The sequence below is a fragment of the Pseudomonas neuropathica genome, from assembly GCF_015461835.1.
GTDB classification, from domain to species: Bacteria; Pseudomonadota; Gammaproteobacteria; order Pseudomonadales; family Pseudomonadaceae; genus Aquipseudomonas; species Aquipseudomonas neuropathica.
The window spans coordinates 67,751-85,079 of sequence record NZ_JACOPX010000003.1 but is presented as its reverse complement, the minus strand read 5'-3'; the positions used below and the strand labels follow the sequence as shown (position 1 = coordinate 85,079).

At 60.3% G+C, this 17,329-nt stretch carries 12 protein-coding genes; 7 read left to right on the top strand and 5 right to left on the bottom strand.

The annotated features are described in order from the left end of the window. Positions 1-99: 99 nt before the first annotated feature. From H8F23_RS04315 to H8F23_RS04295, 5 genes are read left to right on the top strand one after another with little or no spacing between them, the layout of a single operon-like run. A complete protein-coding gene (locus H8F23_RS04315) occupies positions 100-2,358 on the top strand; it encodes a GGDEF/EAL domain-containing response regulator (RefSeq protein WP_194933539.1) in 2,259 nt (752 codons plus the stop codon). Next, positions 2,355-4,229 carry a putative bifunctional diguanylate cyclase/phosphodiesterase gene (locus H8F23_RS04310; RefSeq protein ID WP_194933538.1) on the top strand — a complete coding sequence of 625 codons (1,875 nt, stop codon included), beginning with the start codon at positions 2,355-2,357 and terminating at the stop codon, positions 4,227-4,229. The genes H8F23_RS04315 and H8F23_RS04310 overlap by 4 nt, the downstream gene beginning before the upstream one ends. A 40-nt stretch (positions 4,230-4,269) precedes the next feature. Then, positions 4,270-5,223, top strand: coding sequence for a cytochrome-c peroxidase (locus H8F23_RS04305; protein ID WP_194933537.1), 954 nt, complete (start codon positions 4,270-4,272; stop codon positions 5,221-5,223). After that, positions 5,220-7,034 (top strand): DAHL domain-containing protein, encoded by a 1,815-nt coding sequence (locus tag H8F23_RS04300; RefSeq protein ID WP_194933536.1) that lies wholly within the window; start codon positions 5,220-5,222, stop codon positions 7,032-7,034. The genes H8F23_RS04305 and H8F23_RS04300 overlap by 4 nt, the downstream gene beginning before the upstream one ends. Then, positions 7,031-8,434, top strand: a complete 1,404-nt coding sequence (locus tag H8F23_RS04295) for an ATP-binding protein (protein WP_194933535.1) — start codon at positions 7,031-7,033, stop codon at positions 8,432-8,434. The genes H8F23_RS04300 and H8F23_RS04295 overlap by 4 nt, the downstream gene beginning before the upstream one ends. A 7-nt stretch (positions 8,435-8,441) precedes the next feature. On the opposite strand, the gene H8F23_RS04290 is transcribed toward H8F23_RS04295, so the two are convergent. Further along, positions 8,442-9,767 (bottom strand): APC family permease, encoded by a 1,326-nt coding sequence (locus H8F23_RS04290; RefSeq protein ID WP_194933534.1) that lies wholly within the window; start codon positions 9,765-9,767, stop codon positions 8,442-8,444. Between the two features lie 316 nt (positions 9,768-10,083). Next, positions 10,084-10,905 (bottom strand): carbon-nitrogen hydrolase family protein, encoded by an 822-nt coding sequence (locus H8F23_RS04285; protein WP_194933533.1) that lies wholly within the window; start codon positions 10,903-10,905, stop codon positions 10,084-10,086. 125 nt (positions 10,906-11,030) lie between these two features. Here H8F23_RS04285 and H8F23_RS04280 point away from each other — a divergent pair, with 125 nt between their 5' ends. After that, complete coding sequence (locus H8F23_RS04280; RefSeq protein ID WP_194933532.1) at positions 11,031-11,831, top strand: helix-turn-helix transcriptional regulator; 801 nt, start codon at positions 11,031-11,033, stop codon at positions 11,829-11,831. A gap of 171 nt (positions 11,832-12,002) precedes the next feature. Then, positions 12,003-13,622: an FMN-binding glutamate synthase family protein gene (locus H8F23_RS04275; protein ID WP_194933531.1), complete on the top strand. Its 1,620-nt coding sequence runs from the start codon at positions 12,003-12,005 to the stop codon at positions 13,620-13,622. 37 nt (positions 13,623-13,659) lie between these two features. On the opposite strand, the gene H8F23_RS04270 is transcribed toward H8F23_RS04275, so the two are convergent. The 3 genes from H8F23_RS04270 to H8F23_RS04260 all read right to left on the bottom strand — a co-directional run bounded on the left by H8F23_RS04270 (position 13,660) and on the right by H8F23_RS04260 (position 17,202). Beyond that, a complete protein-coding gene (locus H8F23_RS04270) occupies positions 13,660-14,022 on the bottom strand; it encodes a GtrA family protein (protein ID WP_194933530.1) in 363 nt (120 codons plus the stop codon). A gap of 117 nt (positions 14,023-14,139) precedes the next feature. Next, positions 14,140-15,624, bottom strand: coding sequence for a glucosyltransferase domain-containing protein (locus tag H8F23_RS04265; protein ID WP_194933529.1), 1,485 nt, complete (start codon positions 15,622-15,624; stop codon positions 14,140-14,142). 156 nt (positions 15,625-15,780) lie between these two features. Then, complete coding sequence (locus H8F23_RS04260) at positions 15,781-17,202, bottom strand: amino acid permease (protein WP_194933528.1); 1,422 nt, start codon at positions 17,200-17,202, stop codon at positions 15,781-15,783. Between the last annotated feature and the right edge of the window lie 127 nt (positions 17,203-17,329).

Sequence of the window (17,329 nt, the reverse complement as noted above, 5' to 3'; positions counted from 1 at the left end):
AGACTGCGCAAGACTCCATCGGCGGATACAAACAGGCAAATGGCGAGGGAAAAGGATGCCCCGGATCACCACAGCATGCCTCCCCACGGGTGGCGCGGCATGACAGCGCCAACCGTGCACATCAATCGCCGCGTGCTGATCGTTGACGACAGCCCGGCGATCCATGGCGATTTCGCCAAGATTCTCAGCCCGGTCATCCCCGGTGACGATGGCTTGGGCGAAACCGAGAGCCTGCTGTTCGGCACGCCGTCCGCACCGCAAACCCAACATTTCGAACTGGATTCGGCCTTTCAGGGCCGCGAAGCCCTGGAAAAACTCGAGGCCGCGCTGGCGCAAAACCGCCCCTACGCCATGGCCTTCATCGACATGCGCATGCCACCGGGCTGGGATGGTCTGGAGACCATCGAACGGCTGTGGCAGGTCGACCCCAAGCTGCAAGTTGCGCTGTGCACGGCCTATTCCGATTATTCCTGGGAAGACATTGACCGGCGTCTGGCGCTGAACGACCGCTTGCTGATCCTGAAAAAGCCCTTCGACGCCATCGAGATCCGCCAGATGGCCAGCGCCCTCACGGTCAAATGGCAGATGACCGAAGACGCCGAACTGAAGATGAGCCTGCTGGAGCAAGCGGTGCAGGAGCGAACCCGGGAGCTGTCCGACGCCAACGTGATCGTGCAGAACAGCCCGACCATTCTTTACCGTTTGCGCGGCGAACCCTCGTTTGCGCTGATGTACATCTCCCACAACATCACCCGTTACGGCCACGTCGCCGCCGACCTGGTGGGTTCGCCCGACTGGGCCCAGGCACTGATTCATCCGGACGATCAGGCGAACGTCGATGCGGCCATGGCCCGGGTGCTGGATCGGCATGCGTCGGGCGCGTCCATCGAGTTCCGCATGCGCACCGGCCAGGGCACCTGGCGCTGGGTGGAGAACCGCTACATCCCGGTGCGCGATGATGACGGTCGTCTGCTGGAAGTCGAAGGCATCATCCTCGACATCACCGAGCGTCGCCTGGCCGAGGACAAACTGGCCTTGCTCGCCCGCTCTGATGGCCTCACGGGGCTGGCCAATCGCGCCACGCTGATCGAGCGCCTGCATCAGGCGTTTGCCGCCGCGCGACGGGGTGCCATGCCGTTTGCGGTGTTCTACCTGGACCTCGACCATTTCAAGCGGATCAATGACACCCTGGGCCACCCGGTGGGCGATCTGCTGCTGCAGGAAGTCGCCCGGCGCATCAAGTCCGGTGTCCGCGAAAGTGACGTAGTGGCGCGCCTGGGCGGCGACGAATTCGCGATCCTGCAACTGGACGTCAGCGACCCGACCCAATCGGCCGCGATGGCTGCCAATATCCGCGACGCGCTGCTGGCGCCTTACCAACTGGCCGGCAATGCGCTGCATATTTCGGTGAGCATCGGCATCAGCAGTTACAGCGACCTCAGCCTCGATGCCGACGCGCTGCTCGGGCAAGCCGACATGGCGCTGTACCGCGCCAAGGAAATGGGCCGCAATCAGTACCACTTCCACTCCGAGGAAATCTCTCGGGAAGTGGCCGAACGCATGACCCTCGTCAGCGAATTGATGACCGCCCTTGAGGGCAATGAGCTGATGCTGCGCTATGCGCCGGAGGTCGATCTGCACAGCGGCAGGATTCTCGGCATGGAGGCACAAGTCCTCTGGCAGCATCCTCGTCGCGGCCTGCTGCAGGCCTGCGACTTCGTGCCGATTGCGGAGAAAACCGGCGCAATCATTCCGCTCGGGCGCTGGTTGCTGGATCACGCCTGCCACCAGATGCATCTGTGGCGTAACGAAGGCGTCGCGCCGCCCGTAATGGCGATCAAACTTTCGCTGGCCCAACTCAAGAGCGGCCCCGAGCTGATCTACAACGTGCTGCGCACCACCGCCCGTTGGGAACTCGCCCCTTGGGACCTGCGTTTCGATGTCACCGAGGCCACACTGGCCCAGACCAAGTGGACGCACAACGACGCGTTGCCGCGCCTGCGTGAACTGGGCGTGAGCATCGCCATCGATGATTTCGGCACCGAATACTCCTCGTTCGACTACCTGAAAACCTACCGGGTCAATCACCTCAAACTGGCGCAGAGCTTCGTCGACAGTGCCGCCCACGATGTCGCCAGTGCCAACGCCCTGCGCGCGATCGTCAACTTCGCCCGCGACCTGGACATCGACATCATTGCTGAAGGCCAGCCGTCGTCGGATCAACCGTGCACGCCCCCCACCGCGCCCCCGCTGCCCAGCGCCCGGGGCATGTATTTCAGCGCAGCGGTCAGCGCCGAACAAGCCGGGCATTTGCTCAAGAACAGTTGCCGGCTGACGCCAAAGGAGGACGAGGCATGAAAACGCCTTTTCCGCAGACCAACCGGCGCATCCTGATCATCGACGACACGCCGGCGATCCATGATGACTTTCGCAAGATCCTCGCCCCGCAGGTGGCGGACGCCGTCGATTTGCAGCAACTGGAGCAGACGCTGTTCGGCACCCAGCAGACGCCGCACCTGAGCTTCCAGCTCGACTCCGCCTATCAGGGCCAGGAAGCGCTGGCGCTGGTCAACCGCGCACTGGCCAGTGGCAATCCCTACGCCCTCGCCTTTATCGACATGCGCATGCCGCCCGGCTGGGATGGCCTGGAAACCATCGAGCAACTGTGGCGGGTCGACCCGAACCTGCAAATCGCCTTGTGCACCGCCTACAGCGACTACAGCTGGGAAGCGATGGCCGAACGGCTGGAGTTCGGCGATCAGTTGCTGATCCTGAAAAAGCCGTTCGACAGTCTGGAAATCCGTCAGATGGCCAACGCCCTGACCTGGAAATGGCAACTGGCGCAGGACGCGGCGCTGAAGATGCTCAGCCTTAAGCGGACCATCGAGGCGCGGGTGCACGAACTGCTCAAGGTCTCGCACCTGCTGCAATACGATAGCCTCACGGAGCTGCCCAACAGCACCCTGCTCGGTGATCGCCTGAGTCAGGCCATGGCCGTGTGCCGACGGCATGACAAACAATTGGTGGTGATGTTTCTCGGTCTGGATCGCTTCAAGCGCATCAACAATGCGCTGGGCCATCCGGCGGGTGACGAGATGCTCAAACGGGTCGCCCGACAACTGTTGTCCTGCGTGCGTGATTCGGACTCGGTGTTTCGCTACGGTTCCGATGAGTTCGTGGTGATCCTCGGCGACATCATCCACCCTCAGCAAACCCACGGCATCGCGGAAAAACTCCTCGCCGCCATTCGCCTGCCGCAGACGATTGCCGGCCACGACGTCAGTGTCACCGCCAGCCTCGGCATCAGCGTCTACCCCGAAGACGGCCTCGAAGCCACCGAGCTGATCAAGAAAGCCGAGACCGCGATGCGCAACGTCAAGGAACAGGGGCCTGACAACATCGGCTTTTTTATCGAGGCCATGAACCAGCACGCCCGAGAACAGCACAGCATCGAGTCGGGCATTCGCCGCGCCCTGCAGGCCCATGAGTTCGTCCTGCACTATCAGCCGAAAATCGACTTGCGCAGTGCCAAAGTGGTGGGTGCCGAAGCACTGCTGCGCTGGCAGAAACCGGGGCATGGCTGGGTCTATCCGTCGGACTTCATCCCGGTGGCCGAGGACAGCGGCCTGATCGTGCCGTTGAGCAAATGGGTACTGGCTGAAGCTTGTCGTCAGACCCGTGCCTGGCAACTGGCCGGACTGCCGCCGATCCGCATGTCGGTCAACACGTCACCCATCGATTTTCGCCAGCGTGACTTCGTTGCCGGCATCGAGCGCGTCCTGCAACAGACAGGTCTGGCCCCCGAATGGCTGGAGCTGGAAATCACCGAAGGCGTGCTGATGCAAAACGTCGAGGCGACGATGACAGCGCTCAATCGCCTGAAAGCGCTGGGCACGCGTCTGGCCATCGATGACTTCGGCACCGGCTATTCCAGCCTGAGCTACTTGAGGCGATTTCCCATCGATGTGCTGAAGATCGACCAATCGTTCATTCGCAACCTGTGCAACGACCGCAACGATGCCGCGCTGGTGAGCGCCATCATCAACCTGGGCAAGAGTCTGGAACTGGACGTCATCGCCGAAGGCATCGAAACCGCTGACCAACTGGCCTTTCTCAAGGCCCATCACTGCGAAGAAGGCCAGGGCTACTTTTTCAGCGAAGCCCTGCCCGCAGACGCATTTGCGCGGTTGCTGGCCGGTACGCAACCCGCGCCCTGGACGATTGAATGATCACTGTGAAACCGGCCTGGCGTCAGGGAGACAATTGCCGATGAGCCTTTTCCATTACGGCATCGCGTTGCTGCTGTGCGGAGTCTGTATCGGCGCCAGTGCCGAGCCGCTGGACGAGCCGCTCAAACCGCTGCCCGCGGTGCCGCAGCAGGATCCCCGGCGCGTGGAACTCGGTCGACGGCTATTCCACGAGCCACGTTTGTCGATCAACAACACGCTGTCCTGCGCCAGCTGCCATCAACTCGACAAGAACGGTGCCGACAGCCGCGCCTTGTCGCTGGGCTTCGACGGCAAACCGGTGGCCGTCAACACACCGACCGTGTTCAACGCGGCCCTCAATTTCCGTCAGTTCTGGGATGGCCGCGTCGAAACGCTGGAGGAACAGAGCAACGTCGTCATCACCAGCCCCCATGAAATGGGCAGCGACTGGCGCACCGTGATCGAACGCATCGGCAACGACCCCGACTATCGTCGTGATTTCGCCGCCACCTACCCGGACGGCGTGACCCAGGCCAACGTCCAGCAGGCGCTGGCCAGTTTTGAACGCACCTTGTTGACGCCCAACTCACGCTTCGATCAATACCTGCTCGGCAACACCGACATCCTCACTCTGGAGGAAAAGTACGGTTACCAGCGCTTCAAGGAGTACGGCTGCATTGCCTGCCATCAGGGAGTGAACATCGGCGGCAACATGTTCCAGAAATTCGGCGTGTTCGGCGATTACATTGCCGATCGCGGCAACCCGACCGTGGCCGATCAGGGTCGCTTCAACGTCACCGCCGATGAAGCAGACCGGGCCGTGTTCAAAGTGCCGAGCCTGCGCAATGTCGCGATCACCGCGCCGTACTTTCACGACGGATCGGCCCCTACCCTCGAACGCGCCGTGGATGTGATGTTCCAGTATCAGTTGGGGCGGATGCCGAGCGCTGAGGACAAACGGCTGATCATGCTGTTTCTCGCAACCCTGACCGGCCAACGGGAGGACCAGCCATGATCAACATTTCGCGGCGACGCAGCCTGTTGTTGCTGACCCTGGTGGCCCTGGCGCTGGCCTCGATCCTGCTGTTCCTGTACTTCAAATCCAGCTCTGACCAGAGCATGACGTACACCGAATCGCGGGATCTGATCCGGCAGATCAAACAGCAGAATTCGCAGTGGGAGAACGAGATCCTCAAGGCCAGGGTGGCACTGACCCACAACTACGATCCACTGGTGTCACCGATGAATGAGATGAACCGGCTCTGGGCGCGCTTCGACGAGATCGAGTCCGGGCATGGGCGCAACGATTCGACGCAATGGAACGATGCTCACGAAAGCTTCCTGCAGGCGATGCAGGAAAAGACCCGTCTGGTCGAACAGTTCAAATCGCACAACGCACTATTACGCAACTCCCTGGCTTTTTTGCCCACCGCTGAAGACGACATCCAACAGCAACTGGCCAGCCTGTCGGACTTCGATAAATTGCAGCTGCAAAACATCACCACCGACACCTACGACCTGCTGCTCAGCGCCCTCGAATTCGCCCAGGTCACCTCCGAGGACCGGGCCGCCGACATCGAGGTCGGCCTGAACAAGCTGAAAGTCAATGCACAACGCCTGCCGCTCGCGTTTCAGACCCCGATCAAAATCCTGAGCAGCCATATCTCGCTGATTGCGCGCGAGCAGCCAGTGGTCAATCAGTTGCTCGAAAGCATCGAAAACATCCCCGTGGCCGAGCGCCTCGACAACATCACCACCATGCTCGATCACGACCAGCAAAGCGCCGATCGGGTCGACCGGCAATACCACTTCTACCTGCTGTTGTTTTCGGTCTTGCTGGTGTTGTCGCTGGTGTGGCTGGCCATTCGTTTGATCGGTAGTTTCGCCGAAATCAATCGGGTCAATAACGCCCTGCAAACGGCCAACGATGCACTGGAACAAAGAGTCGAAGAACGCACCCGGGAACTGCGGGACGCCCAGAGCGAACTGCTCGACGCGGCACGTCAGGCCGGCATGGCGGAAATCGCCACCAATGTGTTGCACAACGTCGGCAACGTGCTCAACAGCGTGAACATCTCCAGCGACCTGATTACGCGCAAGCTGCGCAACAGCAAGGCCCAAGGCCTGGGCAAGGCCATGCAACTGATCAACGAACACCCGGATGACCTCGGCGTGTTCCTCAGCGAAGACGCCAAGGGCAAATTGCTCCCCAGCTACCTCAACCAATTGGTGGTCGCCATTACCCAGGAACAGCAGGAAATGCTCGACGAGTTGAACCAGATGAACAAAAGCGTCGACCACATCAAGGACATCGTCGCCACCCAGCAATCCTATGCCGGCGCCAACAGCATGACCGAACCGCTGTTCATCAACGAATTGCTCGAAGACGCGTTGCGCATGAACGCCGGCGCTCTGACCCGGCACCACGTCACGGTGGTCCGGGAGTACGCCGACGTGCCGCAGGTGATGGGCGACAAACACCGTTTGCTGCTGATCCTGATCAACCTCATCAGCAACGCCAAATACGCCATGTCCGACCTCAGCAACCGCCCCCGGACCATGACCCTGGCGGTCAAAATTGTCGATGACAACTTCCTTGAAATCAGCGTCAAGGACGACGGCGAAGGCATCGCCGCGGAAAACATGACGCGGATCTTTGCCCACGGTTTCACCACCCGCAAGGAAGGCCACGGTTTCGGTCTGCACAGTTGCGCCTTGGCCGCCATCGAGATGAACGGCCACCTCACCGCGCACAGCGACGGCCCGGGCCAGGGTGCATTGTTCACCTTGCAGATCCCCCTGATCAGCGTCACGGAGAGCGCATGAGCGAGCTGTCGAACCGCCGCATTCTGCTGATCGACGACATGCCGTCGATCCATGAAGACTTTCGCAAGATTCTCGCGCCGCCGGCGGCGCAGTCAGTGGAACTGGACGAGATGGAAGCAGCACTGTTTGGCGCTCAGGTGCGCGCCGAACGTCCGCCGTTCGAGCTGGACTCGGCCTATGGCGGCGAGGAAGGTCTGGGCAAACTGAACCAGGCCTTGGCGGAACAACGCCCCTATGCGCTGGCCTTTGTCGACATGCGCATGCCCGACGGCTGGGATGGCGCGAAAACCATCGAGCATCTCTGGCAGCAAGACCCGCAGTTGCAAGTGGTGGTCTGCACCGCCTACTCGGATTATTCCTGGGATGAACTGCTGGAGCGTCTGCAGGCCCATGACCGCTTGCTGATTCTGAAGAAACCGTTCGACAACATCGAAGTGCAGCAGATGGCCAACACCCTGCTGACCAAATGGCAGATGACCGAACGCGCGTCATTGCAAATGCACCACCTGGAACATCTGGTCGATCAACGCACCGCCCAGTTCAAGCAGGCCAGCGAAGAACTGCAGCGGGAAATCGATGAGCGCAAGCAACTGGAAAGTCAGTTGGTGCAGTCGGAAAAACTCGCCTCACTGGGGCAAATGGCGGCGGGCGTGGCCCATGAAATCAATAACCCGATTGGCTTTATCTCCTCCAACCTCGGCACGCTGGACGGCTACTTCAAACAATTGCTCAGCGTACTCGATGCCTGGCAGACGCTTGGGCCAACACCAGACGGCGAATCCGTGGCGCGGCTTGAGCAATTGCGCAAAGACGCCGATCTGGATTTTCTCCTCGAAGACATTCCGGTGCTGATCCGCGAATCCAAGGAAGGCATTGGCCGCGTCGGGCAGATCGTCAAGGACCTGAAGGATTTCTCCCGGGTCGATAGCCATCAGCAATGGCAGTGGGCCAATCTGCAACAAGGCATCGAGTCGACCCTGAACATTGTCGCCAGTGAACTCAAGTACAAGGCCGACCTGATCAAGGAGTACCAGCCCCTGCCGGACATCGAATGCCTGCCGTCGCAAATCAATCAGGTGATCATGAACCTGGTGGTCAATGCGGCGCAGGCCATGGGCCCCGAACGCGGCACCATCACCTTGCGCACCGGGCAACAACAAGACACGGCGTGGGTGGAAGTCGCGGACACCGGCGCGGGGATTGCGCCGGAGATCCTGCAGAAAATCTTCGATCCGTTCTTCACCACCAAACCGGTCGGCCAGGGCACCGGGCTGGGCCTGTCCCTGTCCTACGGCATTGTGAAAAAGCACGGTGGCGACATTTCGGTACGCAGCGAACCGGGGGTGGGCACGACCTTTCGCGTCGAGTTGCCAATGCGCCAGAGCCGACCCGCTGCCTGAAGGCGCCTCAGGTCGCTTCCTGAAAGTCCATTTCCGGTGGCTGGCGACGGAAACCACCGGTGAGTACTGCCAGGTAAACCACGCCGATCGCCAGCCAGCTCAAGCCCAGGTACACCGCCAGGTGATCGAGGCTGACCATCAGCCACAAGTCCGCCACCAGCCCGATCAACGGGCAGAGCAGAAACAGCAGCAGCTCGCGTGGGCCTTTTTTCTCGCCGCCGATCCAGTAATGAAAGATCACCGACAGGTTGACCAGACTGAACGCCAGGAACGCGCCGAAGTTGATGAACGAGGTCGAAGTGGTCACGTCGAGTTTCAGCGCCAGCAACGCCACCACGGCGCAGAGCAGGATGCTGTTGACCGGTGTGCCGAAGCGCGCGTGCAAGGTGCCGAAAAATGACTTGGGCAGCACGCCGTCGCGGCCCATGGCGAACAGCAGTCGCGAGCCACTGGCTTGCGCCGACAGCCCCGAGGCGAACTGGCCGACAATCAGGCCGATGAGGAAGATCGACACGAATAGGTCGCCGCCGATGTTGCGGGCGATTTCATAGGCGGCCGAGTCAACGCTGTCGAACTGGAACGACGGGTGCGCGATCTGCACAAAGTATGAAACGCCAACGAAGATCAGCCCGCCGATCAAGGTGATCAACATGATCGCGCGCGGGATGGTGCGGCGTGGGTCGCGGGTTTCTTCGGTCAGCGTGCTGACCGCATCGAAGCCGAGGAACGAGTAGCAGGCGATGGCCGCGCCGCTCATGATCAGCGGCATCTGCATGTCGCCGTTGAAGAACGGCTTGATCGACCACAACGGCGTGCTCGCATCGCCACCGATGTAGTGCACGCACAGCGCGACGAAAGCGATCAGCACGAGGAACTGCACCAGCATCAGCAAGGCGTTGATGCCGTTGGCCAGTTTCAGGCCAATGATGTTGATCGCGCTGGTGATGCCGATAAAGGCCAGCACCCAGATCCATTGCGGGATCGACGGGAATGCCGAGGCCAGATAAGCCGCGCCGATCAGCCAGATCGCCATCGGCAGAAACAGGTAATCGAGCAACACCGCCCAACCGGCGATGAAGCCGAGTTTCGGGCTGATTGCCTTGCGCACGTAGCTGTAAGCGGAACCGGCCACTGGAAACGCGGCGGCCATGCGCCCGTAACTCATGGCGGTGAAGAACATCGCCACCAGCGCCGCCAGATACGCGGCGGGGACCATACTGGCGGTGGACTGAGCGAGGATGCCGAAGGTACCGAGGACAATGATCGGCGTCATGTAGGCGATGCCGAACAGCACCACCGACCCTAGTGAAAGGGTGCGTTGCAAACGAGCCATGGGCGACTTACTCCGAATGTTATTGGATTTATGGCAGAGCCGGGTTCGGCGAATGTTTTCGGGTTGGTTTTGTTGTTCTGGTGTGGCTTGAGTTTTTTGTTCGACTTGAAATCTTTTCCCCCTCACCCCAGCCCTCTCCCCCAGGGGGGAGAGGGGGAAAGGGAGCAGATCTCCATGGCTTTCAAATCCTGAGTTCGACGTGAATTCGCAGTTCCAAATCCTGAGTGCGACTCGGTATTTCAGGTCGGCTTACCTCGAACAATCAACTCGGTCAGTCCCCTCTCCCTCCGGGAGAGGGCTAGGGTGAGGGCAGCGGTTAACGGCATGGAATCAACAATTCACGAACACCATCGCCGTGCTCCACCACCTCCCCCGGCAACTTCAACCGCTGATCGTCCAGATAGCGGTAATCCTTGCGCGCAATCTCCAACCGCGCGAAATCCAGCTCAACGCTGAACGTCCCCTCCTCACGCCCGGCTTCGAACAGCAACGTCCCCAGCGGATCGACCAGCGCACTGCCACCGGCAAACATCAAACCGTCATCCCCGGCCTCGACGCGATTGACCATCAACGCAAAGGCCTGATTCTCCTGGGCACGGGCCATGATCGCGGTGCGGTGAGTCGGCGCGTACGGGTCCATGTTGCCGTTAGTCACGATCAGCAACTCGGCACCCAGTTGCGCCAAGGCCCGGGCCGACTCTGGAAACTCGATGTCGTAGCAAATCAACAGGCCGACACGCACGCCGTTCCACTCGCAGGTGGCGTAACGGTCGCCTGCCTCGAACACACCGCGATCCGACGCCCACAAATGCGTCTTGCGATATTTCAGGGCGATGCCTTCAGGGGTGATCAACAGCGTGGTGTTGTAGAAGCGACCGTTGTCGTTCTCGGCCATGCCGATCACCACGGCGATGTCGCGTTCACGCGCCGCAGCCCGCACCGCGCTGACGGTCGGGCCGTCGAGCGGTTCGGCGGTTTGCGCCACGGTTTCGGCCGTCGGGAAGCCCATCAGGTGGGTTTCCGGGAACACGATCAATTGCGTGTCGGCCGCACACGCGGCAATCGCTGCCAGTGCGCGTTCGAGGTTGTATGCCGTGGCATTGTCACGGCCCGCCAGTTGGGCGAGTTCGACTTTCATGGGAGTTCCTTGTTATGAGCGTCGGGCGCTGAAAGATTGCCCGGTGGCTGTCTGTGGGCCAGTATGCGCAGCAAGCAGCCGGCCAGGGAATTACGCGGCCGGGGTAACCCGATAGGGGTAGATCGATGACACTTTCGTTTGACGACATCACCTGGCACCGCGCAGTAGGGCAACTGATCGACGCGCTCGACAAGCCGAATTTCTGGGCGCAACTGGTGCGTTTGCTCGACCAGTACGTGCCGTTCGATAGCTGGGTGGCGCTGCTGTTCAGCGCCGATCAACACCCGCAAGTCTTCGCCGAATGCCCGGGCGAAGATGGCAATCCTGACCCGTTGTTTCAGGATTATCTGCGTGGTCTGTACCTGCTCGACCCGTTTTACATCGCCTGCCGCGAGCAAACCCGCACCGGTCTGTATCGCCTCTCGGAAGTGGCGCCGGAGCATTTCGAACTGACCGAGTATTACCAGCGATACTTTCGTCTGAATGTCGTGGCCGATGAAATCCAGTTCAATTGTCAGCTCGAAGGTGATCGCACGTTGTGCCTGTCACTGGGCAGTGAAAAACGTTTCACTGGCGAACAGATTGCCCTGCTGTCATTGATTCAGCCTTGGGTGCTGGGTTTGTTGCGCCAACGACTACCCTATGAAATCAACGAAACCGTGGCCCTCGCCGGCGCCCCTGCCCGGGCTGACTGGCGGGTGCAACTGGAAGCCTCGGTGCAGCAACTCAAGGGCGCGCAGTTGACGGCCCGGGAACTGGATGTCGGGCGCTTGATGCTCAGCGGTTGCTCCAGTAAAGAAATCGCCCGTAAGCTGGAAATCTCCGTAGAAACCGTGAAAGTCCATAAGAAACACATGTACAGCAAGCTGGGGATCAAATCCCAGTCCGAGCTGTTTTCGATTTTTCTTCAGGCGCAAAACGCCTGATCGTTTGGTGAAGTTGCCTCATGTAGGAGTGAGCCTGCTCGCGATAGCGTCGGGTCAGTCAAATCATTTGTAGCTGATATACCGCTATCGCGAGCAGGCTCACTCCTACAGGGGAATGTGTTTATCCCTCAATCTTCGCTGATTATTCCGAGTCCGAACCAAGGAAACCGTATGAGCCTGTCACTCCTGAGCCGCTACGCCTTCTTTGCCGTCTGCGTGATTTTCACCCTCGCCAGCCTGCCTTTTCTCGAACATGACTGGCTGTGGCCAATCACTGCGGTCACCGGCGTGCTGAGCCTGATCGGTCTGTTCGACCTGCTGCAAAGCCCCCACGCAGTGCGCCGCAACTACCCGATCCTCGGCAACATCCGCTATCTGGTCGAAGGCATCCGCCCGGAAATCCGCCAGTACCTGCTGGAGTCCGACAGCGATGCCCTGCCCTTCTCCCGCGCCCAGCGTTCGCTGGTCTATTCGCGAGCGAAAAACGAAACCGCCGACAAGCCGTTCGGCACGCTGATCGATGTCTATCAATCCGGCTTCGAATTCATCGGCCACTCGATGCGCCCGGCGCCACTGAGCGACCCGAGCAGTTTCCGCGTCACCGTCGGTGGCCCGCAGTGCAGTCAGCCGTACTCGGCCTCGGTATTCAACATCTCGGCGATGAGCTTCGGTTCGCTCAGCGCCAATGCCATTCGCGCGTTGAACCAAGGCGCGAAACTCGGCAACTTCGCCCACGACACCGGTGAAGGCAGCATCAGCCCGTATCACCGCGAACACGGCGGCGACCTGACCTGGGAGCTGGGCAGTGGCTACTTCGGCTGCCGCACCAGCGACGGCCGTTTCGACCCGGAACGCTTCGCCACCCAGGCACAGAACCCGCAAGTGCGGATGATCGAAATCAAGATGAGCCAGGGCGCGAAACCGGGCCACGGCGGCATCCTGCCCAAACACAAAGTCACCAAGGAAATCGCTGAAACACGCGGCATCCTGATGGGCGAAGATTGCGTCTCGCCGTCACGTCACAGCGCGTTTTCCACGCCGATAGAAATGATGCAGTTCATCCAGCAACTGCGCGAACTGTCCGGTGGCAAACCGGTGGGCTTCAAGTTCTGCCTCGGCCATCCGTGGGAGTTCATGGGCATCGCCAAAGCCATGCTGGAAACCGGCATCCTTCCCGACTTCATCGTCGTCGACGGCAAGGAAGGTGGCACCGGCGCCGCGCCGGTCGAGTTCACCGACCACATCGGCGTACCGATGCGCGAGGGCCTGCTGTTTGTCCACAACACCCTGGTCGGCCTGAACCTGCGCGACAAGATCAAACTCGGCGCCAGCGGCAAGATCGTCAGCGCCTTCGACATCGCCAGCGTACTGGCCATCGGCGCCGACTGGGCCAACTCCGCGCGCGGCTTCATGTTCGCCATCGGCTGCATTCAATCGCAAAGCTGCCACACCAACAAATGCCCGACCGGCGTGGCCACGCAGGATGCTCTGCGCCAGCGTGCGCTGGTGGTGCCGGACAAGGCGCAGCGCGTGTTCAACTTCCACCGCAACACGCTCAAAGCATTGGCGGAAATGTTGGCAGCGGCTGGCCTTGAGCATCCATCGCAACTGTCGGCCAAGCACCTGGTGCGGCGCATGTCGGCGACCGAGATCAAACTGTTCTCGCAGTTGCATGTGTTCCTGAAACCGGGGGAATTGCTCACTGGGGAAGTGAATGGCGAGTTTTACTCGCGGATGTGGCAGATGGCGCGGGCGGACAGTTTTGAGCCGCAGGAAATAGCGGCTGCATAGCGCACCAATGCGCCAGTCTGCCCAATGGACTGGCGCTTTACTCCTGTCGCTCGCGCAACAAGACAAACCGGAAAAAGCAGTAACCCAACAACAGATTGAGCAGCGTGAAAGACGTCACTGTGATCAATCCATGCAGACTCCGCGCATCGGCAATCAAACCGATGCCAAAACTCACCCCGGCCATCACGCCGATAAACAGCAGATAGCCGAACACCGACGTGCTGCGCTCAAAGGTGTAGAGCACGTTCACGTAAAACGAGAACGCTGCTGCCACGCAAAACGCGGCGAAATTGCTCACGGCCTGAGTCAGACCGACAGCGCTGCACAGGACAAAAAAGATCTGCCAGTGAATCAATCCATCGGCGATGCCGATCACTGTCAATGCGGAGAATCCCTTCATCGCAATTCCTTGCCCATGGCCGTTCTTTAGCGAACGTTCAACCTAGGCCATGCCTGGGTTGCGGTCTACTGTCAGAAATTACAGGTGCAGGACTGAATGCGACGAGTGGTCAGTGTTTCACCACTGCAACAACCGCCCGTGCGGCGGCTCTTGCATGACGATAAAGCCGTAATCGCCAATCAGATAAATGCGGTAATACAGACTGTCGACCAGTGCCGGGTAACCCAGATAACCGACGTGGGTCGCGTTGCGCCGCTCACGTTCGGCAACCACGTTGGTGATGCCCACCGAGGGCAGATTCTCGGCCAGCATGTAGTAATCGACATTGAGCAGATAACGCAAAACCGGCAGCTGTTGGAACGATCCCTCGGCACTCGCCAGCCAGCGCTCGGAGTAATTGATCGACAGGTAAATACGTTTGGCTTCACGCAGTGCTCGATGAGCGGCGATGTCGTGACCGAGGCTGTACAGGGCAGCGGTGGCGAAGGTTTTCTGCATGTTCAAAACGCGGCCGTAAGCAAAGGACAGCGACAGCGTCGCCAGCAGCGGGATGATCAGCAGCAAGGGCAACAAACGATGATGCGGCGCCAATGCCAGGCGGGCTAGATAGAACAGAAACACCAGGAGCACACCGAACCCCATCAATGTTCGCGCACCCTCGTTGAAGTCGCGAAACAGCAAGGTGATGCCTGGCACGAGCAGTACCAGCACCGCGAAAGCGTTCAGGCCAATGATCAAAGCGCTTGCGCGCCGCTCCGGCCATGCGAGTCGTGCCAGTCCCCAGAGCGCAAAAAGCACCAGAGCGGCAAACACCCACAGATATCCACCGTGAAATAGCAGCGCGGTTTTTTCCACGACCCGCCCCATGTTGATACCGATCTGCAGGAAGGGATGCCCTGCCCGGTCGAGCAGTTCCGCTTGCCGAGAAAACGCCATGAACGGGTACGCGGTGACCGCATAGATCGCGACGCCCAGGCCCAGCTGCGCAAGCTTGCCGCCGAGCAAGTGCCAGATCTTCATCCACGCGACGCGCCGATGCACCGTCCTGAGCAACTCCACACAACACAAGCCGAGAAAGACGTTGAGGCTGATCTGGTACAGCCCGATGCCCAGGGCAATCAATACCGCCGGAACCAGCCAGCGCTGCACCCGCGTCGAACCGTGAAAGGTGACCGCGTAGATCATCGCCACCAGACTCAAGGCCATGTTCGGCCCGTCGTATTGATAGGACAAATCCTGCAGCAGGAACGGGTTGTACCAGAGCGGCAGTGGCACCAGACAACAGGCCAGTGTCGGTTCGGGGAAGTAGTGAAATGTCAGTCGTGTCAGCGCCAGGCTCATCGCCACAGTGGCGAGCAACAGCGGCAGGGGAAAGATATCCGGCGCAGCGCCGGTGAAGGTCAACGCTTGATACAGCCAGTCGGCAAACAGCCGCCCGTAACCGGCCCAGGCATTACCGGCGGCCAGTGCCCGCCAGTTGTCGTCGATGTAGGGAAAGTCGGCGAGGATCAACGGCAGAACATATAACCCGGTCGCCAGCAGAAAGAACAACAGCACCTGGCGCCGGCCGAGTTCGCGAACGACAAAATCGCTGATCCTCATCGCTGCGCCTCTATTCACTGCCGCGCCAAGTGGTACAGATTTGAACCTCGGCGCCGGGTTTGTATCGCTGTTTCAGACCGGCGGTCGGGCTGCAACAGCGCCCACAAAAAAGCCCCAATCTCGCGACCGGGGCTTCGTTGCTTCAGCCGCTACGACTTAAGAGGCCGAACGCGCCGCACCCTGCGTTTCACCGGTCGGTTGCAGCTTGAACACGTAGAACAACACCGTCAGCAGCACCAGGAACGCCGGCCCCACATACAGCGCCACGCGCGTGTCCGGGAAGTACGCCATCAGGCCGACCACCAGCACCAGAAACGCTAGCGCAAAGTACGAGCTGACCGGGTACAGCCACATCTTGTACTTGAGGCCGGCACGTTCGCTGGCGCTCAGGCCTCTGCGGAATTTCAGTTGCGCCAGCAGGATCATCACCCAGGTCCAGATCGCGCCGAAGGTGGCAATCGAGGTCACCCAGACAAAGACTTTTTCCGGCACCAGATAGTTGAGCAGCACGCCCAGTAACAACGCACCGATCGACAGCAACAGTGCACGACGCGGTACACCGTTATTCGAAGTCTTGGCAAAACCGGCCGGTGCCTGGCCGTTCTGCGCCAGGCTGTAGAGCATGCGTCCGGTGCTGAAGATACCGCCGTTGCACGACGACAACGCTGCGGTGATCACCACGAAGTTGATGATGCCGGCGGCAGTCTTGATGCCCAGACGCTCAAAGGTCATCACGAACGGGCTGCCCTGGGTGCCGATTTCGTTCCACGGGTAGATCGAGAGAATCACGAACAGTGCGCCGACGTAGAACAGCAGAATCCGCCAGAACACCGAGCCGATCGCATCGGGAATGGTCTTCTGCGGGTTCTTCGCTTCACCGGCGGTCAGGCCGATCATCTCCACGCCAAGGTAGGCGAACATGACCATTTGCAGGGACATCAGCACGCCGGTCACGCCGTTGGGCATGAAGCCGCCGTGGGCCCACAGGTTGGAAATCCCCAGTGCCACGCCGTCATTGCCGAACCCGAAGGCGATGATGCCGACGCCGCCGATGACCATCGCAATGATGGTGACGATCTTGATCAGGGCGAACCAGAATTCGAACTCACCGAAGGCCTTCACCGCGATCAGGTTGACCGAACCCATGCTGATCAGCGCCGCGAGGGCCCAGATCCAGCGCGGTACATCGGGAAACCAGATGCCCATGTACACGGCCACCGCCGTGATTTCCGCGACGCAGGTCACCAGCCACAGGAACCAGTAATTCCAGCCCGTGAGGAAGCCCGCCAATGGGCCAAGATAATCTTGCGCGTAACGGCTGAACGAGCCGGCGACCGGGTTATGCACGGCCATCTCACCGAGGGCGCGCATGATCACCAGGATCGCCAGACCACCCAGAATGTACGACAGCATGATCGCCGGGCCAGCCATTTCGATGGCCTTGGCGGAACCTAAAAACAGACCGACGCCGATACAGGCGCCGAGCGCCATCAGGCGAATATGCCGTTCGCCGAGTTCGCGTTTGAGCGGACCGCCCTGAGCGGTGTCGCCGTGAGGCAGGTGATTGCCAACTGGCATAGGGGTGCAACCTCGTCTTGTTATTGGATTTGACCACCGAGTTTCGAAGCGTCGGCCGGTAAGCCTTGGCTGCTGTGAAACCGCGCCTGCCTCGTGGGCAGACGCGTCTTGCAGGACCACCTGCAAG